Origin of the sequence: Tepidimonas charontis (genome assembly GCF_007556685.1) — a bacterium.
GTDB lineage: Bacteria > Pseudomonadota > Gammaproteobacteria > Burkholderiales > Burkholderiaceae_C > Tepidimonas > Tepidimonas charontis.
In genome coordinates, this window is sequence record NZ_VJON01000002.1 from 93,823 (window position 1) to 115,452 (window position 21,630).

21 protein-coding genes are annotated in these 21,630 nt (G+C 66.0%); 10 read left to right on the plus strand and 11 right to left on the minus strand.

Features of this window, described 5'->3' with window-relative positions; translation table 11 throughout:
• Nucleotides 1-4: 4 nt before the first annotated feature.
• Entirely contained in the window at nucleotides 5-892 is an 888-nt protein-coding gene (nadC, locus tag Tchar_RS01220; RefSeq protein WP_144327338.1) for a carboxylating nicotinate-nucleotide diphosphorylase, read from the minus strand.
• 191 nt (nucleotides 893-1,083) lie between these two features.
• Between nadC and panB the strand changes: the two genes are divergently transcribed.
• Both panB and panC read left to right on the plus strand, forming a co-directional pair.
• Nucleotides 1,084-1,959 (plus strand): 3-methyl-2-oxobutanoate hydroxymethyltransferase, encoded by an 876-nt coding sequence (gene panB / locus Tchar_RS01225; protein WP_144327273.1) that lies wholly within the window; start codon nucleotides 1,084-1,086, stop codon nucleotides 1,957-1,959.
• Between the two features lie 225 nt (nucleotides 1,960-2,184).
• Nucleotides 2,185-3,036, plus strand: coding sequence for a pantoate--beta-alanine ligase (gene panC / locus Tchar_RS01235; protein ID WP_144327275.1), 852 nt, complete (start codon nucleotides 2,185-2,187; stop codon nucleotides 3,034-3,036).
• Between the two features lie 108 nt (nucleotides 3,037-3,144).
• Here the strand turns inward: panC and Tchar_RS01240 are convergent, their stop codons facing one another.
• From Tchar_RS01240 to Tchar_RS01255, 4 genes are all read right to left on the minus strand, one after another.
• On the minus strand, nucleotides 3,145-4,176 hold the full coding sequence (locus Tchar_RS01240) for an NAD(P)H-dependent glycerol-3-phosphate dehydrogenase (RefSeq protein WP_144327276.1): 1,032 nt from the start codon (nucleotides 4,174-4,176) through the stop codon (nucleotides 3,145-3,147).
• A gap of 41 nt (nucleotides 4,177-4,217) precedes the next feature.
• Nucleotides 4,218-4,688 carry a protein-export chaperone SecB gene (secB, locus tag Tchar_RS01245; protein WP_144327277.1) on the minus strand — a complete coding sequence of 157 codons (471 nt, stop codon included), beginning with the start codon at nucleotides 4,686-4,688 and terminating at the stop codon, nucleotides 4,218-4,220.
• Between the two features lie 253 nt (nucleotides 4,689-4,941).
• Nucleotides 4,942-5,202, minus strand: coding sequence for a glutaredoxin 3 (grxC, locus tag Tchar_RS01250; RefSeq protein ID WP_144327278.1), 261 nt, complete (start codon nucleotides 5,200-5,202; stop codon nucleotides 4,942-4,944).
• Between the two features lie 4 nt (nucleotides 5,203-5,206).
• A complete protein-coding gene (locus tag Tchar_RS01255) occupies nucleotides 5,207-5,617 on the minus strand; it encodes a rhodanese-like domain-containing protein (RefSeq protein ID WP_144327279.1) in 411 nt (136 codons plus the stop codon).
• A gap of 160 nt (nucleotides 5,618-5,777) precedes the next feature.
• Between Tchar_RS01255 and gpmA the strand changes: the two genes are divergently transcribed.
• From gpmA to Tchar_RS01270, 3 genes are all read left to right on the plus strand, one after another.
• A complete protein-coding gene (gene gpmA / locus Tchar_RS01260) occupies nucleotides 5,778-6,521 on the plus strand; it encodes a 2,3-diphosphoglycerate-dependent phosphoglycerate mutase (RefSeq protein WP_144327280.1) in 744 nt (247 codons plus the stop codon).
• Nucleotides 6,522-6,595: 74 nt separating this feature from the next.
• The gene (locus Tchar_RS01265) at nucleotides 6,596-8,062 is read left to right on the plus strand and encodes a S41 family peptidase (RefSeq protein WP_144327281.1); all 1,467 of its coding nucleotides are present in this window, start codon (nucleotides 6,596-6,598) and stop codon (nucleotides 8,060-8,062) included.
• A 19-nt stretch (nucleotides 8,063-8,081) separates the two neighbouring features.
• Nucleotides 8,082-8,885 (plus strand): HesA/MoeB/ThiF family protein, encoded by an 804-nt coding sequence (locus Tchar_RS01270; protein WP_144327282.1) that lies wholly within the window; start codon nucleotides 8,082-8,084, stop codon nucleotides 8,883-8,885.
• Here the strand turns inward: Tchar_RS01270 and Tchar_RS01275 are convergent.
• From Tchar_RS01275 to Tchar_RS01300, 6 genes are all read right to left on the minus strand, one after another.
• A complete protein-coding gene (locus Tchar_RS01275; RefSeq protein WP_144327283.1) occupies nucleotides 8,829-9,254 on the minus strand; it encodes a BLUF domain-containing protein in 426 nt (141 codons plus the stop codon). The genes Tchar_RS01270 and Tchar_RS01275 overlap by 57 nt on opposite strands.
• A 12-nt stretch (nucleotides 9,255-9,266) precedes the next feature.
• Nucleotides 9,267-9,974, minus strand: a complete 708-nt coding sequence (folE, locus tag Tchar_RS01280) for a GTP cyclohydrolase I (protein WP_144327284.1) — start codon at nucleotides 9,972-9,974, stop codon at nucleotides 9,267-9,269.
• Nucleotides 9,975-10,074: 100 nt separating this feature from the next.
• Complete coding sequence (gene clsB, locus Tchar_RS01285; RefSeq protein ID WP_328592023.1) at nucleotides 10,075-11,391, minus strand: cardiolipin synthase ClsB; 1,317 nt, start codon at nucleotides 11,389-11,391, stop codon at nucleotides 10,075-10,077.
• On the minus strand, nucleotides 11,379-12,125 hold the full coding sequence (locus Tchar_RS01290; protein WP_144327285.1) for an endonuclease/exonuclease/phosphatase family protein: 747 nt from the start codon (nucleotides 12,123-12,125) through the stop codon (nucleotides 11,379-11,381). Before Tchar_RS01290 ends, clsB begins: the two co-directional genes overlap by 13 nt.
• Nucleotides 12,122-12,598, minus strand: coding sequence for a dihydroneopterin triphosphate diphosphatase (gene nudB, locus Tchar_RS01295; RefSeq protein WP_144327286.1), 477 nt, complete (start codon nucleotides 12,596-12,598; stop codon nucleotides 12,122-12,124). Before nudB ends, Tchar_RS01290 begins: the two co-directional genes overlap by 4 nt.
• Nucleotides 12,595-13,875 (minus strand): HD-GYP domain-containing protein, encoded by a 1,281-nt coding sequence (locus Tchar_RS01300; protein WP_144327287.1) that lies wholly within the window; start codon nucleotides 13,873-13,875, stop codon nucleotides 12,595-12,597. The genes nudB and Tchar_RS01300 overlap by 4 nt, the downstream gene beginning before the upstream one ends.
• A 1,162-nt stretch (nucleotides 13,876-15,037) precedes the next feature.
• Between Tchar_RS01300 and Tchar_RS01305 the strand changes: the two genes are divergently transcribed.
• The 5 genes from Tchar_RS01305 (at nucleotide 15,038) to fliD (ending at nucleotide 21,422) form a co-directional block, all read left to right on the plus strand.
• Entirely contained in the window at nucleotides 15,038-15,565 is a 528-nt protein-coding gene (locus tag Tchar_RS01305; RefSeq protein ID WP_144327288.1) for a methyltransferase domain-containing protein, read from the plus strand.
• A 16-nt stretch (nucleotides 15,566-15,581) separates the two neighbouring features.
• Nucleotides 15,582-16,277, plus strand: coding sequence for a glycosyltransferase (locus Tchar_RS01310; RefSeq protein ID WP_144327289.1), 696 nt, complete (start codon nucleotides 15,582-15,584; stop codon nucleotides 16,275-16,277).
• A gap of 48 nt (nucleotides 16,278-16,325) precedes the next feature.
• Nucleotides 16,326-18,329, plus strand: a complete 2,004-nt coding sequence (locus Tchar_RS01315) for a tetratricopeptide repeat protein (protein WP_161595425.1) — start codon at nucleotides 16,326-16,328, stop codon at nucleotides 18,327-18,329.
• A 102-nt stretch (nucleotides 18,330-18,431) separates the two neighbouring features.
• The gene (locus Tchar_RS01320; protein WP_144327291.1) at nucleotides 18,432-19,889 is read left to right on the plus strand and encodes a flagellin N-terminal helical domain-containing protein; all 1,458 of its coding nucleotides are present in this window, start codon (nucleotides 18,432-18,434) and stop codon (nucleotides 19,887-19,889) included.
• 117 nt (nucleotides 19,890-20,006) lie between these two features.
• The gene (gene fliD / locus Tchar_RS01325; protein WP_144327292.1) at nucleotides 20,007-21,422 is read left to right on the plus strand and encodes a flagellar filament capping protein FliD; all 1,416 of its coding nucleotides are present in this window, start codon (nucleotides 20,007-20,009) and stop codon (nucleotides 21,420-21,422) included.
• Nucleotides 21,423-21,630 lie beyond the last annotated feature (208 nt).

Consider the following 21,630-nt stretch of genomic DNA (forward strand, 5'->3'; position numbering starts at 1 on the left):
TCGTCTAGCTGGGCAGCAAGCGCATCGACAGGTCGATCGCTTGGATATTTTTGGTCAGCGCCCCGACGGAGATGCGGTCCACCCCGGTTTCGGCCAGGGCGCGCACGGTCTGCAAGGTGACACCACCGGAGATCTCCAAGACCGCCCCGCCATCGGGATGGGCGTCGTTGAGGCGTACCGCCGCGCGCAGCGTCGGCAAGTCCATATTGTCCAGCAAAATGACGCGCGCGCCGGCATCCAGGGCTTCCTGCAGTTGCGCCAGCGTCTCGACCTCGATCTGCACGTACAGCGCCTGCGGGGCTGCGGCCCAGGCACGCTGCAACACCGCGCGCACGCCGCCCGCGGCCGCAATGTGGTTTTCCTTGATCAGCACGGCGTCGTACAACCCCATGCGATGGTTCAAGCCGCCACCCATGCGCACTGCATATTTTTGCGCCACCCGCAGCCCAGGCAGGGTTTTGCGGGTATCGCAGATGCGCGCGCGCGTGCCCGCCACCGCCGCCACGTAGCGCGCCGTTTGCGTCGCCACGGCCGACAGCGTCTGCAAAAAATTGAGCGCCGTGCGCTCGGCCGTCAACAGCGCACGGGCGTTGGCCACCACCTCGAACACCACGGCACCGGCCTCGACGCGCTCGCCGTCGCGCACGCGCCAATCCCATTCGGCGCGGGGGTCGAACGCGGCCACGGCCGCCCGCACCCACGGTGCGCCGCACACCACCGCGGGCTCGCGGGCGATCACGCGGGCGCGCAGCCGCACGTCGGGATCGACCAGGGCTGCCGTCACATCGGCCGGCCCCACGTCTTCCGCCAGCGCCCGCGCCACATCGGCGGCGGCCTGGGCTTCGATATCGGGCAAGGGCGGCTGCAGGGCAAGGGGATCGGGGCGGCTCATCGAATCGACAGCGACAACGAGGACGACGGACAACCAGCGCGCCTGGCGCGCCGCACCCTTCAATTGTCCCACGGCTCACGGCGTCACGGATCTCTCGGGCACGGTGCCGTGCGTCGCCGCAGCCCACGGCCGCCCGGGGCGCTGCCCGCGCGGCACATCGACTAGACTTGCGCCCACGGAGCTTCGTGACCATGAGCGAGACCACCCCCGGTACCCCCTACGGCACCCTGCCCGCCGCCGCCCCCCTGCCGCCGCGCAAACCAGTCAGCCTGCCACGCTTGCAGGAGATGCGCGAGCGCGGAGAAAAAATCGTCATGCTCACCGCTTATGACGCCACCTTTGCCGCTGTGGCAGACCAGGCCGGCGTCGACTGTCTGCTGGTGGGCGATTCGCTGGGCATGGTGTGTCAAGGCCGCCCCAGCACCGTGGGCGTGACGCTGCAAGAAATGTGCTACCACACCGAATGCGTGGTGCGCGGCGTGCGCCGCGTGCAGGGCACGGTGTGGGTCATCGGCGATCTGCCTTTCGGCAGCTACCAAGAGTCGCGCGAGCAAGCCGTACGCAGCGCCGCCGCCCTGCTGCAGGCCGGCGCGCACATGGTCAAACTCGAAGGCGGTGGCTGGACTATTGAGACGGTGCGCTTCCTGGTGGAGCGCGGCATCCCGGTGTGTGCGCACTTAGGGTTGACCCCGCAGACCGTACACGCGCTGGGCGGCTACCGCGTACAAGGCCGCAGCGACGCGCAAGCGCAACAGCTGCGGCGCGACGCGTTGGCCCTGCAAGATGCCGGCGCCACCATGCTGGTGCTGGAAATGGTGCCCGCAGCGCTGGCCGCCGAGATCACGCAACAGCTTCCCCGCTGCCACACCATCGGCATCGGCTCGGGCAACGGCACCGCCGGTCAGGTGCTGGTGATGCACGATATGCTGGGCATCCACCTGGGACGCACCCCGCGCTTTGCGCACAACTTCATGCACGGCGCCAGCGGCGTGCTCGACGCCATGAGCGCCTATGTACGCGCCGTCAAAGAGGGGCGCTTCCCGGACAACGCCGTCCATGCCTGGTGAGAACGGGCGCGCGGCGGCGGCTCGTCCTTGGTGGGGCAGGCGCGATGGTGTGCGCCCGGTCCCGCATGCCGCCGGACTGGCCCGCTCTCCGTCGGCATTCGGGGGTGCCGCGCCCCGGCCATGCGCAGCGCCACCGCACGCCGGCCCGCCTCCGTGATGCGGTCATCACATCAGCTACGACCCAACCGTCCTGCCACCCATCCACCCAGCCAACGTCTCACTGCCATGCAAGTCATCCGCACCATCGCGGCGCTGCGCGCCGCCCTCGCCCCGTACGACCGACCGGCGTTCGTGCCCACCATGGGTAACCTGCACGATGGCCATCTGGCGCTGGTGCAACAGGCGCGTACGCTCGGCGACGTCACCGTCACCAGCATCTTCGTCAACCGGCTGCAGTTTCTACCGCACGAGGATTTCGACACCTACCCCCGCACGCTGCAGGCCGACTGCGAGAGGCTGCAGGCGATCGGCTGCGACATCGTCTTTGCGCCTGACGAAGGCGAGCTCTATCCGCAACCGCAAACCTTCAAGGTACAGCCTCCCCCGGCGCTGGCCGACATGCTCGAGGGGCACTTTCGACCCGGTTTTTTCACCGGCGTCTGCACCGTGGTGATGAAGTTGTTTCAGTGCGTCTTCGCCCAAGCCAAGGGCGAGCGGCACGCCGTCTTCGGAAAGAAGGATTATCAGCAGCTGATGGTGATTCGCCACATGGTGCAGCAATTCGCGCTGCCGGTGACGATCCACGGTGTGGACATCGCGCGAGCGCCCGACGGGCTGGCGCTGAGCTCGCGCAACGGCTACCTGACGCCGGCGGAGCGCGCCGAAGCGCCGCAACTGGTGCAAGCCCTGCGCACGCTGGCCGCTGGCGTGCTGGCTGGCGAACACAATGTGGCGGCGTTGGAGCAACACGCCATGCAGACGCTGGCCGCGCGCGGTTGGCAACCCGACTACCTGACCGTGCGCCGCCGCACCGACCTGCTGCCGCCCGAGCCGCACGAGCTGCAAGCCGGCCAACTGGTGGCCTTGGGCGCGGCACGGCTGGGACGCACCCGCCTCATCGACAACTGGGAATTCTGACGACGCCCCCAGCGCGCGCGGGCGACGGCGACGACCCCACGGTGGCGCCACACGCCACCCGCGGCCCCATCTGGCCCACCGCGGGCCGGTGTGCCCCAGCCGCTGCGCTCACTCCGCCACCGGATCACGCGCCATCAGGTGTGCCAGCGCCTCGCGTGGCTGCAGTGTGCCGTCCAGCAGCGCCACCACCGCATCGGTGATGGGCATACGCACGCCCAGCACGCGCGCGCGCTGGGCAACGGTGCGCGCACTGTACACGCCTTCGGCCACGTGGCCCAGCGAGGCCACCGCTTGCGCCAGGGTCAGCCCACGCGCCAGCATCAAACCCACTTGGCGGTTGCGGCTCAGGTCGCCGGTGGCGGTCAGCACCAAATCGCCCAAACCCGACAAGCCCATGAAGGTCTCGGCACGTGCGCCCAGCGCCACGCCCAGCCGCGTCATCTCGGCCAGTCCGCGCGTGATCAAGGCCGCGCGTGCGTTGTGCCCCAGCGCCAGGCCGTCGCACAAGCCGGTGGCAATCGCCATCACATTTTTCACCGCGCCGCCCACCTCCACGCCCACCACGTCGTCGTTGGCGTACAGGCGCAGCGCCGGCCCGTGCCACGCCGCCACCAGGGCTTGGCGGACGACTGGGCTGCGGCTGGCGGCCACCAGTGCCGTCGGCAAACCAGCCGCTACCTCTTGCGCGAAGCTGGGGCCACTGAGCACCCCTACCGCCAAGTGGGGCGCCACCTCGGCGGCCACCTCATGGCCCAACAAGCCGACGCCCGACGCCGTTTGCGCACGCTCGAAGCCCTTGCACAACCACGCCACGGGCACGTGTGTGCGCCGCGCCGCGGGCAGCGCCTGTCCCAGCCAGACCAACCAGGGACGCAGAGCGGCCATCGGTGTGGCCACCACCACCAGCTCGGCGTGGACGAGCGCGTCCTGCAGCGCCGCCACATCGCCACCAGCTGCCCGCAGCGCGGGCGGCCACGGGGCAGCGGGCAAATAACGGGCATTGACCCGCTGCGCCTGCATTTGGGCCGCCTGGGCGGCGTCACGCGCCCACAGCAGCACCGGCTGGCGCTGCGCGGCGGCAATGGCCAGGGCAGTGCCCCAGGCCCCCGCGCCGATGAAGATGACCGGCTCCCTCGCCATGCGACGGCCGCGCTGTTGTCTCCAGCCGTGCGCGCGGCGCCTCAGGCAGCGGCGCCGTTGCCGCCGTCAGCGGCTGCCTGCTGTTGCTGCGCCAACTGCTGCTCGTACATGGCCTGGAAATTGATTTCGGCCAGGTGCACCGGCGGAAAGCCGGCGCGCTGGATGAGGTCAGCGACGTTGCCACGCAGATAGGGGTAGACGATTTGCGGGCACTGAATGCCCAAAATCTGCTGCAACAGCTCCTGCGGAATGTGGCGGATCTCGAAAATACCCGCCTGCTTGCATTCCACCAGAAAGACCGTGCGCTCACCGATTTTGGTGTGTACGGTGGCCGCGACCGCGATTTCATACACCCCCTCGGCCAACGCCTGCGCTTCCACCCCCAGCTGGATGTCGACGCTGGGCTGGGTCTGCTCCAAAAAGATGGCCGGTGAGTTGGGCTGCTCCAACGACGCCTCTTTGAGATAGACGCGCTGAATGTTGAAGACGGGGGTGGCTTGGGTGTCGGACATGATGAAACGTTGAACCAAAACAGAATGTTGAGCCGCGCAGCACGCACGCAGCGCGTGTTGCGGCGCTCGCGGATTATGGCAGCCTCGGACCAGTGGGTGGGGAAGGGCGCCTGGGATGGCTCGCGCGGGCGACGCGCCCCAAGACCACAACGCCAGCCACCGCGCGGCGTGCGCGGCGGCATCGACGGCTGCGGCGCCCCCTTGCCGCCGGCCCAAGCGCTGGCGCGGCACGGCGGCGCGCCAGCGCTTCGCTTTACGCCGCGCGCAGCAGCGGCTCCAGGCCACCGCGCGCGTCCAGCGCGTGCAAATCGTCACAGCCGCCGACGTGCTGGCCGTTGATGAAGATCTGCGGCACGCTGGTGCGCCCTACCCGCTGCGCCATCGCCGCACGTATGTCCGGCCGGCCGTCGACCTTGATTTCCTCCCAGTCGGTGACGCCGCGTGCGCGCAGCAGTGCCTTGGCGCGGTGGCAGTAGGGGCAGAAATCACTGCTGTAGATGATCACATGAGCCATGGATTCAACCTTTTTGCACGGGCAAACTGGCGGCACGCCATGCCGCCAAGCCGCCTGCCAACGACACCGCCTTTTCGTAGCCGAGTTTGCGGGCAATGGCCACCGCGCGGCGCGAGCGCACGCCCGACGCGCACACCATGACCACCGGCAACGCCTTGTTTTTGACCGCCTGCGGCAGCTGCTGCTCGAGCTGGTCGAGCGGAATGTTGCGCGCGCCGCTCACATGCCCGGCGGCGTATTCCTGTGGCGAACAGACGTCGATCACCACCGCCTTGTCGCGGTTGATCAGCTGCACCGCGTCGGTGGGCGAAACGCTGCCAGCCCCCGCGCCGCCGGTGACGGCGGGCCACAACAGCATCAACCCCGAGCCGACCGCCACCGCGATCAGCACCCAATTTTCCAGGATGAAATCCACACGCAAGCCCTTGAGGTGACAAGAAAGATTGGCCGCGACGAGACGGCGTGCAAGACCCACGCTTCGCCGCTTGCCATCGACCCGGTATTCTAGAATGGTGGCCTGCTTCGATCTCGGCGATCTGCCTCGCTCTCGATTCCTTGACTCACCCCCCACCCCCATGCACAAACTCGTCCTCATCCGTCACGGCGAATCGACCTGGAACCTCGAAAACCGCTTCACCGGCTGGACCGACGTCGACCTCACCCCCACCGGCGTGTCGCAGGCCATGTCGGCCGGCCGGCTGCTCAAGGCCGAGGGCTGGGACTTCGATCTGTGCTTCACCAGCGTGCTCAAGCGTGCCATCCACACGCTGTGGTACGTGCTGGACGAAATGGACCGCGTCTGGCTGCCGGTGATCAAAGACTGGCGCCTGAACGAACGCCACTACGGCGCCCTGCAGGGCCTCAACAAGGCGGACATGGCCAAGCAGTACGGCGAAGAGCAGGTGCTGATCTGGCGACGCAGCTACGACATCCCGCCGCCTGCGCTCGACCCCAACGACCCGCGCAGCGAGCGTCACGACCGCCGCTACGCGGCTCTGGATCCTGCGCACATTCCGCTGACGGAGTGCCTGAAGGACACCGTGGCGCGCGTGTTGCCGTGCTGGAACGAGGCCATCGCGCCGGCCATGCGGCGCGGCCAGCGCGTGCTCATCGCCGCCCATGGCAATTCGATTCGCGCGCTCATCAAGCACCTGGACGGTATTTCCGACGCCGACATCGTGCATCTGAACATTCCCAATGGCATCCCGCTGGTGTACGAATTCGACGACGAGCTGCGTCCGCTGCGCCGCTACTACCTGGGGGATGCGGCAGCCGCCGAGGCCGCCGCCGCGGCGGTGGCGCGCCAAGGCAAGGCGTGAGGGATATGCGGAACCCCGGCTGCACGCTCGGGGTCTGACATGTATAGTGCGACGCGGAGCAAGGAATACAGGCCATGGGGCAAAAACTCAAGATCGCTGGGTGGCTTGCCGTTGGCGCGCTGGCCGGTGCACTGACGACCCTTCAGTTGCAAGCCACGGCGCGCGCCACGTTGGCGCCCTTGCCGTTGGAAGAGTTGCAGCAGCTCGCTGCCGTCTTCGGCATCATCAAGACGGACTACGTCGAGCCGGTCGACGAGAAAAAGCTCATCACCGACGCCATCTCGGGCATGGTGTCGTCGCTGGATCCGCACTCGCAGTACTTCGACAAGAAGAGCTTCAAGGAATTCCGCGAGGGCACCTCGGGGCGTTTCGTGGGGGTCGGCATCGAAATCACGATGGAGGACGGTCTGGTCAAGGTCGTCTCGCCCATCGAGGACTCGCCCGCCTTTCGCGCCGGCCTGAAGGCGGGCGACCTCATCACCAAAATCGACGACACCCCGGTCAAGGGCTTGACCATCAACGACGCCGTCAAGCGCATGCGTGGCGAGCCCAACACCAAGGTCACCCTGACGGTCTTTCGTCGCGACGAAAACCGCACCTTCCCCGTCACCATCACGCGGCAGGAAATCAAAACCGTCAGCGTGCGCGCCAAGGTGGTCGAACCCGGCTACGCCTGGGTGCGCGTATCCCAGTTCCAAGAGCGCACGCTGGAGGACTTCGCGCGCAAGATCGAAGAAATCGTGCGCGCCGAGCCGCAACTGAAGGGCTTGGTGCTGGACCTGCGCAACGACCCCGGCGGACTGCTCGACGCCGCCGTCGGCCTGTCGGCGGCCTTCCTGCCCGACGAGGCCGTGGTGGTCACCACCAACGGCCAACTGCCCGAGAGCAAAGCCACCTATCGCGCCACGCCGCGCGACTATCTGCGTCGCGCCGCCAGCGACCCGATTGCGCGCCTGACCGTGCAGACCAACGGGCTGCTCAAGCGCATTCCGCTGGTGGTGCTGGTCAACGAAGGGTCGGCCTCGGCCAGCGAAATCGTCGCCGGTGCCCTACAAGATCACCAGCGTGCCACCATCATGGGCAGCCAAACCTTTGGCAAGGGCTCGGTGCAGACGGTGCGCCCGCTGGGGCCGGATACCGCCATCAAGCTGACCACGGCGCGCTACTACACCCCCAGCGGCCGCTCGATCCAGGCCAAGGGTATCGTGCCCGATGTCTGGGTGGACGAAACCCCCGAAGGCAATTTGTTCGCCGCACTGCGCACGCGCGAGGCCGACCTGGAAAAACACCTCGGCAACGGCAGCCGCGAGCCCACCGAAGCCGAGAAGGAAGCCGAACGCCAGCGCCAGCGCGAGCGCGAGCGCGAGGCCGCCCGTCAGCGGCTGGAAGAAGAGCAACGCAAAAACCCCAATGCGCGGCTGCTGCCCGAGTTCGGTTCCGAGAAAGACTGGCAGCTGCAGCAAGCGCTCAATCGGCTCAAGGGCCTGCCGGTGGTGGCCAGCAAAACCGCCAGCGAGCGCCCGGCCAAGAGCAACAACTGAAAGCGTTACCGCCTGCCCCATGACCGACGAGCAGCTGCTGCGCTACTCGCGCCACATTCTGCTGGACGACATCGGCGTCGAGGGCCAGGAGCGACTGCTGGCGGCCCATGCCGTGGTGGTGGGGGCCGGCGGTCTGGGGTCGCCCGTGGCGCTGTACTTGGCCAGCGCCGGTGTGGGACGCATCACGCTGGTCGATCACGACGCCGTGGACGCCACCAATCTGCAGCGGCAAATCGCGCACGATCTGGCACGCGTCGGCTTGCCCAAGGCGTTGTCGGCCCAGGTCGCCATGCGCGCCATCAATCCCGAAGTACGGGTCACGCCGGTGCTGCAACGGGCCGACGACGCCTTGCTGAATGCGCTGCTGCCCGGCGCCGACGTGGTCATCGACTGCACCGACAACTTCGCCACCCGCCACGCCATCAACCGCGCCAGCGTCCGCCACCGCGTGCCGCTGGTGTCGGGGGCTGCCATCCGCTTCGACGGCCAACTATCGGTGTACGACCCGCGTCAGCCGCAGTCGCCCTGCTACGCGTGTCTGTTTCCGCCGGCCCACGCGCCGGAGGAAGTGCGCTGCGCCACCATGGGCGTGTTTGCGCCGCTGGTGGGCATCATCGGCACCATGCAGGCGGCCGAAGCCATCAAGCTCATCGTCGGTCTTGGCTCGCGGCTGGTGGGGCGGCTGCTGATGCTCGACGGGCGCGCCCTGGCCTTCAGTGAAGTGGCGTTTGCTCGCCAGTGCGACTGCCCGGTGTGCGGCGCGCGCTCAAGCGCGCCCGATGATGCTAGCGGTGGCCATCAACTCCTCCAGCAGGGCCAATGACACCTTGCCCGAGACGCTGTAGGGGTCGAACTCCGGGCGCTCGGAATATTTCAGCACGATCGAGGTGTTGAGCTTGCTCAGATTGACCTGCCCCATGGTCCAGCCGCCAAAGCGCCGCTCGCTGATTTCCTCGTAGAGTAGCAACTCGACGTCGGTGTGGCGCGGGTCTTCGATGATTTGCCGATACAGCCGGTTGACGGCACTGCGCCCGCCCTCGATGGCTTGCAGGTACACCCCGCCGCCATAACAGAGTATGCCGGTGATGCCGTTGTGCAGGTTGTGGTGGCGCGCCGAGGTCAGAATGTCCTCGATATCTTGCGCGGTGTTGCCCGCGCGCGCCCGGCTGACGTAGAGTAGACGCACCAGCATCGTCACCCCCCCTCACTGCCCCTGGCGTGGGATCAAGGACAAAAATTCGCGTCGCAGGTTGGCGTCTTTCAAAAACACCCCACGCATCACCGAATTGATCATGCGGCTGTCCATGTCTTTGACGCCGCGCCACGCCATGCAGTAGTGGGTGGCCTCCATCACGATCGCCAGCCCGTCGGGCTGGGTCCTTTCCTGGATCAAGTCGGCCAACTGCACCACCGCTTCCTCCTGGATTTGCGGACGACCCATCACCCACTCCGCCAAGCGCGCATACTTGCTCAAGCCGATGACGTTGGTGTGCTCGTTGGGCATGACGCCGATCCAGACTTTACCGATCACCGGGCACAGGTGGTGGCTGCAGGCGCTGCGCACCGTGATGGGACCGACGATCATCAGTTCATTGAGATGCTCGGCGTTGGGGAATTCGGTGATCGTGGGCGCCGGGACGTAGCGGCCCGCGAACACCTCCTTCAGATACATCTTGGCCACCCGCCGCGCGGTATCTTCGGTGTTGTGGTCGTTGGCGGTGTCGATCACCATCGCATCCAGCACCGCCTGCATTTTCTCCGTGACCTCGTCGAGCAACTGCTCCAGCTCGCCCGGGCGGATGAATTCGGCGATGTTGTCGTTGGCGTGGAAGCGCTTGCGCGCCGCTTTGATCCGTTCGCGGATGCGCACGGACACGGGTACGCCCTCATCGGGCACAGAGTCAGCGGCCATAGCAGAGACGTCATGGGTTGGCATCAGCATGGCCCATCGTACCATCGCCGTGTGAACACCCGCAAACGTTGCGGGCAAGGGGCCCGCGATGCGCGCCGGCTCAGTAGCGGTGCCCGGTCAAGAACAACACGGCGCGCATCACGGCAAACGCTGCCCAGTCACGCAGGCGCTCGTGCCAGGGCCGCTGCTGAAAGGCGTCGAGCGCCAGCGGTGTACCGGCTTCACGCAGCAGGTGATCCAGCCGCGCGCGCAACTGGCGCGCAAAGCGCCGGTCGGTGGTGACGATATTGGCTTCGCGTGCCAGCAACAGGCTGATCGGGTCCAAATTGGTGGAACCCACCGTGGCCCAGTTTTCGTCCACCACGGCCACCTTGGCGTGCAGCGAGCTGGGCGCATAGACGCGAATTTCCACCCCGCGGCGCAACAGCCAGACATGCACCGCGCGCGGCGCGTGGTATTGCAAAAAGCGCTCGTATTTGCCTTGCACCAGCAGCCGCACACGCACCCCGCGCGCGGCGGCCTGCGCCAGCGCCTGCCGCAGTCGCCGCCCCGGAATGAAATAGGCGTTGGCAATCACCACCTCGCGCCGGGCACGCGCGATGGCACGTAAATAGGCGTGCTCGATATCGTGCCGATGACGCACGTTGTCGCGCCACAGCACTGCCGCGCGTGCTCCGACCACCACAGCCGTGTCCGCCGTCCCCTCCTCGGGACGGTGCGCACCACGCGCGCGCAGCCAGGCCCGCCACCAGCGCCGCAGCCCCGGATCGCGCCGCGCACGCGCCGCCTGCCACGCCTGCCACGCCGCGCCGAAGGCACGCGACTGCGCGCGCTGCACCGCCGTCAGCCGCCACCACAGCCGCTCCATCGTCGCCTGCATTTCGGCCAGCAGCGGGCCGCTGACCTCCACTGCATAGTCCAGCCGCGGCGTCGCCAACCGCCCCAGCACCACGTCGTCGCAGTCATCGATGAGGTTGATACCCCCGCAGTACCCCACCACCCCGTCGACCACGCACAGTTTGCGGTGCAAGCGACGCCAGCGGCTGGGAATCAACAGGCCCAGCCGCCCCAGCGGCGCATAATGGCGCCACTGTACCCCGGCGGCGGCGAAGCGCACCTGCCACTCGGCAGGCACCTCGGGGGTGCCCACGGCATCCACCACCAAACGCACCTCTACACCGCGGCGCGCGGCGCGCTCCAGCGCCTCGGCCACACGCAGCGCCTGGTTGGCAAAGACGAAAATATACGTCTCCACATGGACGAAGTGGCACGCGCGGTCGATGGCCTGCACCATCGCGGCAAACAGCGCCCGCCCGCCTTCGAGCAGGCGCAGTCGGTGCCCCGGGCGCAAAACACCCGCCCCAGCGTTCGCCGCCGCCGGCAGCGGCCAGTCGTCAGCCTCCCTCATGGCTGCCATGCCAGCTCCGCCACCAACGGCAGATGATCGGACCAGCGTGGCCAGTGCCCCCCGTGCGGCGCCCACAGGGCGCGCAGCGCCAGGCCGCGCACATAGACGCGGTCCAGCGGCAGCAACGGCCACCGTGCAGGATAGGTGGGTACGCGCGCGCGCGGCGCCGTGTGCAGCCCCAGCGCTGCCATCGGCTCGTGCAGGCGCTCACCCCAGTCGTTGAAGTCGCCCGCCACCACCAGCGCCGCTTCAGCCGGCACCGCCTGCGCGAGGTAGCGTGACAACGCCTGCACCTGGCGTTGCCGGCTGGCGTGAATCAGCCCGAGATGCAGCACGATCACGTGCAGCGTCGGCGGCGCCCCCGCTCCCGACGGCGCCAGTGTGACGTGCAGCAAACCGCGCTGCTCGAAGCCGTGGTCCGAGACATCGTGCTGCGTCTGCGCCACGATCGGCCAGCGGCTCAACACGGCGTTGCCGTGCTCGCCGTCGCGCGTCAAGGCGTTGGCGTGGTAAGCCACCTCGAAGCCCGGCGGCGCCAGGGCCTGCGCCTGATCTCCAGCCGGCCACTGCTGAAAACGCCGCTGCAGCCGCCGGTGCCAGCCGCGCACCTCTTGCAGACACACCACATCGGCCTGTAAGGCGGCCACCGCGCGCGCCAGGTTGTGCAGCTCCAGCCGCTTCAGCGGCCCCAGCCCCTGCACCCCTTTGTGGATGTTGTAGGTCGCCACGCGCAGGGTCGTCATCCGGTTCCCCCGTCACACCCCAAGCGCGGCAACCACGCGATCGCTTCGGCATTGGAAGGCGAAAAACAGCGCTGTACGGCCTCGCGCCACGGCAGCCACTGGTAAGCAATGTGCTCGCGCGGTGCCAGGCGCACCGGCGTGCCGGCTGGCACGCACAGGCCAAAGACGTGCTCGGTGTTGTGCGTCACGCCGGGCGCGTAGCGGTGGCGCCAGCGCGGGTAGATTTCATAGACATTCTCCAGCCCCCAGTCGGACAAGACGCAGCCGCCGGCACGCGCGTCGATGCCGGTTTCCTCCGCCACCTCGCGCACCGCGGTGTGCTCCCACGACTCATCGGGGGTCTGCTTGGCGCCCGTGACCGACTGCCAAAAGCCAGGGGCGTCGGCGCGCTCCAGCAGCAGCACATCCAGCGCCGGAGTATGGATGACCACCAGCACCGATTGAGGCATCTTGTAGGGCGCTAGGACGCTCATTGCAGCAGGCCCGAGCCGGGGGCACGCGAGTACGCCAGCCGTTGCACCATCTCCTCCAAATCGATGCGCGCCTTCACCGCCGAGCCGGGCACCGCCTCCGCCACCACATATTCGGGACGGGCGCAGTCCACCAGTTTCGGCGCACCCAACGGCTCGCCCATGCGGTTGACCACCACCGCCGCCACCGGCGTGGCCGCCTTCTGCCCCGGGCGCAGCACCAGCGCCAGCTCGCCCGCTTGCAAGCGCACGAAGGTACCCGGCGGGTACAGCCCGAGCAATTGCACCAACGCCAGCCCCACTGGGTCTTGGGCACCCAAGACATTGCGGGCAAGCACGGTGCGCGCGGCATCCTTCGCCGACCGCCCTGGACGGCTGGCGCGCGGGCTCATCGCCGCGGTGTAGCGGTCCAGCGCCTGCACGATGCTGGCCAGCCGCCAGCCGGTGGGCAAGGCCGAGAGCACGCTGGCCGGCGGCCGCGCGTGGTGCCAGCGCACCGCCTGCAACCAGGCTTCGTCGGTCACCCCGGCAGCGCGCAGCAACCGCTCGCTCTCGGCGGCGTGGGCATCGATTTGCGCCCGCTGCGCAGGCGACACCGGTTGCGTCTGCTGGGCCAGTGCATCCTGCAACTGCACCATCGCCACATTCATCGTGGCGCATGCCAGCACCAGCGGCCGCACTTCGCCCGCCGGCAGCGCCAGCAGCGGCGCTACGCGCTGCGCCAGTACGGCGCACTGCAGCGCATGCAGTACGCTGTACTCCGCTGGGCTGCTGCAGGCGCGGTAGGTCAATACCAGTGTGGCCGCTTCCTGCGCCACGCGCGCAGCCGCCCATTGCTGCAAATCGCGCCACAGCTGCTCCAGCCGCACCGCAGCGTCCGGCGGTGCCAGCGCCCGTTGCGCCAATGCCACCAGCAGCCGCCGCAACCGCGCCGCCACCTCGGCACACTGCTCGGGCATGCTGCCGCGCAACGGCTCGCCCGCACCCGGCCCAGACTCGTCCAGCGTCACGTAGCGGTCCAGGTCTTTCAACGCAGCGCCACGGCGGTCGAGCTCGAGCAAGCCCGTCATCAACACCTTGACGGCCAGCTCCGACTCCTCGAACGGCACGAACACGCGCTTGCGCTGGCGCAGCAGCTCGAGCTGTTTTTCGTTCTCGATGCGCAACCCCTTGGCCAACAGTACCTGCCCGTCTTCGTCCTGCAGCGTAAACGGCAGCGTCATGCCCACGCGCAGCTGGTGGGTCGGCAAAGCGACGGGGGGGCGGGTATCCGAAGACATCAGCCCGAGATTCTAAGGATCGGGCGGCATCGATGTTTGGGATCCGCTGCACGTCTGCGCCTCTTCGTCCTGCGAGCGTGACGATGAAAGCGAATACCGTTTCAAACGAAGGAGGGGTCGGAGTGCGGCGCGCCGTCCGATCAGGTTCGACACCCAGGCTCACCACTGGCGCTGTACGATGCTGCCCACACCGGGCATCGCCGCACTCCAGCGCCGCCGCGCCGGGTCGCTGATCCGCCGCAGCCCTGCCCGTGCCGATGGGGGCAGCCGCTCATAGCACTGCTGTGCCCAAGTGGCTGTCGCCTGGAAAACGTCCTTGGTTGCCCCACTGCCTGTGTCACCCAACCCAATTGCTCGCCTGCGGCCAGCGTGGGCCGCACCTCAGGGGCATGCTTTCACGTCAAGCCACAGCCTGGCTGCGGCCATTCCGCATCGGACGTTCGTCGTGCAACCAACATGTGGCGAGGCCGGCTGCAGCGCGGCCAAGCGCTGCGCGATCTCGGTCTGGCCGTGCCGGCGCACCCCCTCGCGGGCGATCGCGCCACGCTGCCTCCTCAGCAGCGACGGGTGGCGCTCGCCGCCCCACCGAAGATCACCACCGGCAGCCATGATGGCAGGCTGCCGTTGGCGTCGGCAACGCGCACATGCGGCTGCACCTCTGCGGCCGACCGACCCGATTCTTCCTCGTCAGAGGCGCTACGGCCCCCTGGTCGCCAGCGCCGACGTGGCGGGCAGACCATGCGATAGACGATCGTCTGTGGCGATGAACGCCGGAACGCGGATTTCGCCGCGGATAATCAGTGCCAGCCACGACGATGCTCAAATTGAGCGGACGAACAGCCGACCACATCGCTGCCGTACGCCGAATCGTCGCTGGGCACGCGGACGGCCCGCCGAACGGGTCGTCGGCCGTACGGGTTGCCTAAAGATGGTTCCTTGGCTATGCTCGCGCAATGACGCCACTGACCCGACGGCACCCCGCCTTTGGTCGCCTGCTGCGCACCTTCTGTTGCCGCTCGCAACGATGAACGGCAGCGCGAGCGCACACGCCCGCGAGCAAGAGATCGATCAACGGCCATAACGCCAGGCTCTTTCGGTCTTACACATCTGCCAACTACGTTACAATGGCCCCAACCCAGCGCGATCGCGACCAAGGACGGCTATGGAAAACGCACTGATTTCCGATGAATATCGGCAACAGCAACAACTGCTTCACCAAAATCCAAACTACGGCGTTGCGTCGGTCGCCTTTGCTCCACTGGTCACCGAAATCATTAACACCTTATCGGTCAAATCATTACTCGACTATGGCGCGGGCAAGGGACGCTTGGCGCAGCATATCAATCCAAAACATCCAATCAGATATACCTTTTACGACCCCGCCATCCCAGAGTGGTCACATTTGCCCCCACCGGACGAGATGGTTGCATGCATTGACGTTTTAGAGCATATAGAACCCGATCGCCTGGATAGTGTCCTAAATCACTTGAAAAGCCTTGTACTGCGCGTTGGCTTTTTCACGATACATACTGGACCTGCGGCGAAAACATTACCCGACGGGCGCAATGCCCATTTGATACAAATGCCTCCCAGGTGGTGGCTATCCCAACTGATGGAAAGATTCGAACTTCAACGTTTTCAACGCACGGACAGCGGCTTCTGGGTCATCGTCACGCCCCTGCTAAAGTAACTGAAGGAATACCTAAATGGAGCCAATCCGCATTTTCATCGGCTTTGATCCACGCGAGTCCGTGGCTTGGCACACACTGGTGCACAGCATCATGCGGCATGCCACCACACCGCTGCAGATCACCCCACTCGCCCTGCCAAATTTGACCCACATCTATTGGCGGCCACGCGACCCCCTGCAGAGCACCGATTTCTCGTTTTCTCGATTTCTCGTACCGTACCTAAGCGAATATCAGGGCTGGTCATTATTCATGGACTGCGACATGCTGGTACGCGACGATATAACCCAGTTATGGGCGTTGCGCGATGACAGATACGCCGTCATGTGCGTTCAGCACGATCACCACCCACGCGAGACGGTGAAATTTCTCGGCGCCACGCAAACCCGGTATGCAAAGAAAAACTGGAGCAGCGTGATGCTGTTCAACAACCCAATGTGTCGCGCCTTGACGCCCGAGTACGTCAATACGGCGTCCGGACTCGATTTGCATCAATTCCGCTGGCTTGGCAACGACAGTCTGATCGGCTCGCTCCCGGCCGACTGGAATCACCTGGTTGGCTACGATCCCCCCAATCCGCAGGCGCGCAATGTCCATTTCACCATCGGCGGCCCCTACTTTCATGAGTATCGCGATTGCGAATTCGCCGACGAGTGGCGCGAGGAGCACGCTCGCGCCAATCATGTCGAGCAGCGCCACAATCAAAAAAAATGAGCACCAGCGATGAAACACCGGGGCCAACCTGCCGCAGATTCGAAGGGTATGCGAAAGCAAAGCACGTTGAACGATCCGCTCCAGCAGGGTTTACGCGCCCTCGCCGAACAACGATGGAGCGATGCACGACGTTGGTTGACCGTCAGTACACAGAGGTCTCCTCGCCACCCGCTGCCCTACATCGGCTTAGGCCTGGTGGCATCTGAGCAAGGGGATTTTGCGCGCGCGCATACGTATGCGCAGAAAGCGATGCCGCTCTTGTCGGCACGCGGCAGCGCGCCGGCGTGGGCACGGGCCAGCCAGCTTTGGCGTAAACTTGGCGATGCGGCGCAGGCACACGCCTGCGCCGAGCGGGCGCTGCAGTGTGATCCCCAAAACGCGCTCGGCCATTTAGCGGCAGCCGAATTGGCGCTTGCCCACAATGATCCCGCGCGGACGCTCGATCACTTGCAACACGTACCCGAGTCTGAACGAGACGCTGCCTGGCAGTTCGCGCTCGCGGTGGCGTACATCTATCTGAAGCGCTGGTCGGACGCCTTGGCGCCCTTGCAGAAGTGTTTACAGGTGGATCCTCGGCATGCCAATGCACGCAACAATCTGGCACTCGTTTACAAACGACTCGGCCAGGTCGAGCGGGCACGCACCGAGTGGGAAGCGCTCATTCGAGATGTTCCCGACCATCTGGAAGCGAACATCAATTTGGCCGCCCTCTTAATGGATGGGGACCAAGATGAATTACAACGCAGCGCGCGCCTGTTGCAGCGCTTTGAGGGCGCAGCGTCTTTGCCTTCTGTCTATTGGCACGTCGTTGCCCAAATCCAGCACCGGCAAAAAAAATGGGAGCAGGCACATACCTCCTATCGGCGCGCCCTTGACCTCGATCCTGAGAGCGCAGACATTCGCATCAATTGGGCGATCTGGCATTATGACACAGGGGATCTTGATACCGCGCAGCGCTTGCTGCTGGAAGCGGCGCAGCGCGCACCCGAAGATCAACACGCTTTCCTCTGGCTGGGCAGCGTCAGCGCCGAGTTGGGAGACATCGACCGTTTCTTGACGCTGCTCCTCGAACTGCTACAGAAACCCAAAGTCCACCCACAGACTTTATTCAACGCGGCGTTCGTCCTTCTTGGCAGCGCCAACTGGCGCGAAGGCTTTCAACTCTATCAGCAGCGCCCGTCACGGGTCGATGTAACCGCTGCCCCCAACTGCTTGGCCTATGCCACGCGCCTGCCCGATCAGATGTACGGGGATACGATATTGGTCACCCAGGATCAAGGCATCGGCGATGAATGGTTTTTTTTGCGCTTCGTCCCGCAGCTGGCACAGAGAGGTGCACATTTGCATTACGCCACCACCAGCAAAATCGCGCCCTTGATGCAGCGAATCGGATGGTTTGAAAAAGTCTGGACCGACTGGCCGCCGCCCACGCTGTTCGACGCCGCCATCAACATCGGTGACTTGCCGTTTTTACTTCAAGCGCAGGGCCCGGAGGACCCGGTTCCGATCGAAGCGTTGCCGCGTCATCGCGACGCGGCCCACCTCATCTTGGCGGCGTTCGGGCCGCCCCCCTACGTGGGCGTGACCTGGCATGGCGGAACCAGTTTGTTGCGCAGTGCAGAGTTTCAGCGCGTACGCACCCTAAATAAAATCATACCGATCGAGGCGCTCGCGCGCTGGATACCTGAGGGGGCCACGGTTGTCTCGCTGCAACGCAACCCGCTCCCCGGTGAAATCGAACGCCTGGCGGCCGCCGTCGGACGGCGGGTTTTGGACGCTGCCTGTTTCAACGACGATCTGGAGGCCATGCTGGGCTTGTTGGCGCAGCTCGATCACTACTATGCGGTCAGCAATGCGAATGTGCACCTGGCGGCCAGTCTGGGGCTGCCGTGCACGGTGTTCGTACCCAACCCGCCGGAGTGGCGCTGGATGCTGGCAGGCGATCGCAGCCCGTGGTTTCCCAATGCGCGCATCGTTCGCTGCGGCCCTCGCGGCGCCTGGCCTGCGCCCGCTGAGTTCGACGACCGCTCCAACCCAGCGCCGCCGTCTTAAGTTTTTTCTGGCGCAGCCGATAACACAGGCATCCTCGAGGGCCGCTGTGCTGAGCACGCTGTCCGAGGGGGTCGCGTTAACCACTGCCTACAGGAGGCTGCCATGCCGCAAACCATCAACACCAACCTCATGTCGCTGACGGCGCAGCGCAATCTGTCGGCCTCGCAGTCGGGCATGAGCACCACCATCGCCCGCCTGTCCTCGGGGCTGCGCATCAACTCCGCGCGCGACGACGCCGCCGGGCTGGCCATCGCCGAGCGCATGACCACCCAGGTACGTGGCCTCAACCAGGCCGTGCGCAACGCCAACGACGGCATCTCGCTGTCGCAAACCATCGAAGGCGCTCTGGGCTCCTCCGCCGCCATCTTGCAGCGCATCCGCGAGCTGGCCGTGCAGGCCGCCAACGGCTCCAACTCCGGCGCCGACCGCCAAGCCCTCAACGCCGAAGCCGGCCAGCTCGTCGCCGAGCTGCAGCGCATCGCCGACACCACCGAGTTCAATGGCCTGAAGGTCCTCAACGGCGCCTTCGGCTCGCAAACCTTCCAAGTCGGCGCCAACGCCTACCAGACCATCACCGTCGGCGGTGCCGATGTGCGCACCAACAAGTACGGCCTCAACACCGCCGTCAGTGCTGCCGCAACGCCCGGCGCCTCAGCAGGCTACAACGCCGGCACCCTCACCATCAACGGCTTGACCAGCAAAACAGTCGCCATCGCCGCCAACGACACCGCCAAAGTGGTGGCCGACCGCATCAACGCCGTCTCTGCCGAAACCGGCGTGACCGCCCAGGCCCGCTCCTTGGCGACGCTGGACTTTGCCGCCACCGGCGCATTTACGCTTTCGATTACCTCCAGCAACAGCGCTGCCGTCACGATCAGCTTCAACGTCAGCAATGCCAACTCTTCCGAGGGGCTGTCGCAGGCCGTGGCCGAGATCAACAAGGTAGCCTCGCAGACCGGGGTGTCGGCACGGCTGAACGAGGCCGGCAACGCCATCTTGCTGGAAAACAGCCGCGGCGACAATATCACCATCACCAACAGCGCCGGCGGCCCTGGCGACGTCACCCTCGCCCAGGGGCGCATCGACAATTCCGGCAATTACACTGCAAGCGCGGTAGCGAATATCACAACCGGCGCCAGCGCCACCTCTTTAGGCTACGTGAGCCTGGATGCGGCCAGCGGCTTTTCGGTGAGTCAGAGTGGCACCAACGTGTTTGCTACAGCCAACACCACATCCGATGGCAGCAACACCGTCAATACCATCAATCTGAGCACGTTCGACAAGGCCAGCATGGCCATCCGAATCGTCGATCAGGCGATCAAGACCATCAGTTCGCTGCGGGCGGATTACGGGGCCATACAGTCGCGCTTTGACAACACGATTGCCAACCTGCAGACGACCGCGGAAAATGTGGCTGCCGCGCGCAGCCGCATCCAGGACGCCGACTTCGCCGCCGAGACCGCCGCGCTGTCGCGCGCGCAGATCCTGCAGCAGGCCGGCACCGCCATGGTCGCCCAGGCCAACCAGCTGCCGCAAAACGTCTTGGCGCTGTTGCGTTAAGGCGCTGATACCCTGCCGCGGGTACGTGGCGCCCATCGGCCTCTTGCCGGTGGGCGCCTGAGCGGTTACGATTGATCTGGCACAGCTGTTACGGCCACGTTGAAAGGAGCTGCTCTCATGGCCAACCTCTCCTCCCCCGGCATCGGCAGCGGCCTGGACGTTCGCGGCATCGTGGCCCAGCTCGTCGAGCTGGAAAAGCGCCCGCTGACGACGGTTCAATTGCGCACATCGGCCGCGCAGCTTCGGCTGTCCACGGTCGGGCAAATTCGCGGGCAGTTGGCCGCGCTGGACGATGCGTTGCGCGGCTTGACTCTGGACAGTAGCTACAACGCCCTCAAAGTCAACAGCAGCAGCGAAGCCGTCAGTGGCAGCATCAGCGGGGCGGCCTCCACGGGCGTGTACTCGGTGCAGGTGCTGCAAGTCGCGCGCGGACAGGTGGCGCGCTCTGACCTGATCAACACAGGCGCGCCGGTCGGTGCGGGGCAACTGACCATTGCGCTGGGCCGATGGGACGGCGGCCCGAGCTTCGTGCCTGGCCCAGATGCGCCCATCGTCGTCAACATCTCGGCCACGGACACGCTGGCCGATGTCGCCAACAAGATCAACGCAAGCACCGACCGCGTGCGCGCCGCGGTGGTGCAAGACGGCAGCCAGCAGCGTTTGGTGGTTCGGTCGATTGGCACGGGCGTCGATCAAGGTTTTCGTATCCAAGCCAACGACGCCGACGGCAACGACACCGACGCCGCCGGGCTTTCGCGCCTGGCCTACGATTCCGCCGCGGGCACTTTGGGTTTGACACTGACACAGTCGGCGCAGGACACGCGCGTGGACGTCGATGGGGTGGAAGTGTCGTCTGCCAATCAGACGGTCTCCGGTGTCATTCCGGGTGTGACGCTCAGTGTCAAATCCGTCACGAGTAGCCCGGTGGCGTTGAACGTCGAGCGCGATCCCGCTGCGGTGCGCAAGGCGCTGGATGCGTTCGTGCAGGCGTACAACCAGCTCAACACCACGTTGAGTGAGGCCACCCGCTACGACGCCAAAACCCGGCAAGCCGGCCCCCTGCAGGGCGACAGCACGATCGTGACCTTACAGAGCGCGCTGCGGCGCCTGTTGGGTACGCCGTCGACCAATCCTCTCGATACGCGCACCTGGTCGGATATCGGGGTGCGGCAAGGGCGAGACGGCAGTTTGAGCGTTGACGGCGCCGCGTTCGAAACGGCGCAGCAAGACCCGCAGGCGCTGCGCTCATTGCTGGTCGGCAGCAGCGATGCACCGGGGTTGGCGCGCCGGCTGCGCGATTTCGTCGGCGGTGCGCTGGCCAGCGATGGACGCATCGGCCTGAAGACCAAGGCGATCGAAAATGAACTGCAACGTCTCAACGAGCAAGCGCAACGCATCACCGAGAAGGCAGCCCGGACGGAAGAACGTCTGCTGGCGCAGTATGCGCGGCTCGACGCCAACCTCGGTCGCTTGAATGCCTTGGGGCAATATGTCAATCAACAGGTGGCGGCTTGGAACAAGCCCAGCAAATAGCCAAAGGCAGAGCAACCATATCAGTGATAAGCGCCGATTGCGGCGCTTTTTTTCGCCTTTGCTGCGCCGCGATCTCGGGCACGATGTGTGCACGGAACTGCGGCGGCGCATACCAGGGTAACGGCGTCCGTCGTGCTTCCTCAGGCCGATCGGCGCGCTTTGGGGTGCGTTGCCGACCATGTTCGATCGCTTTTCGATTTGGAGCACT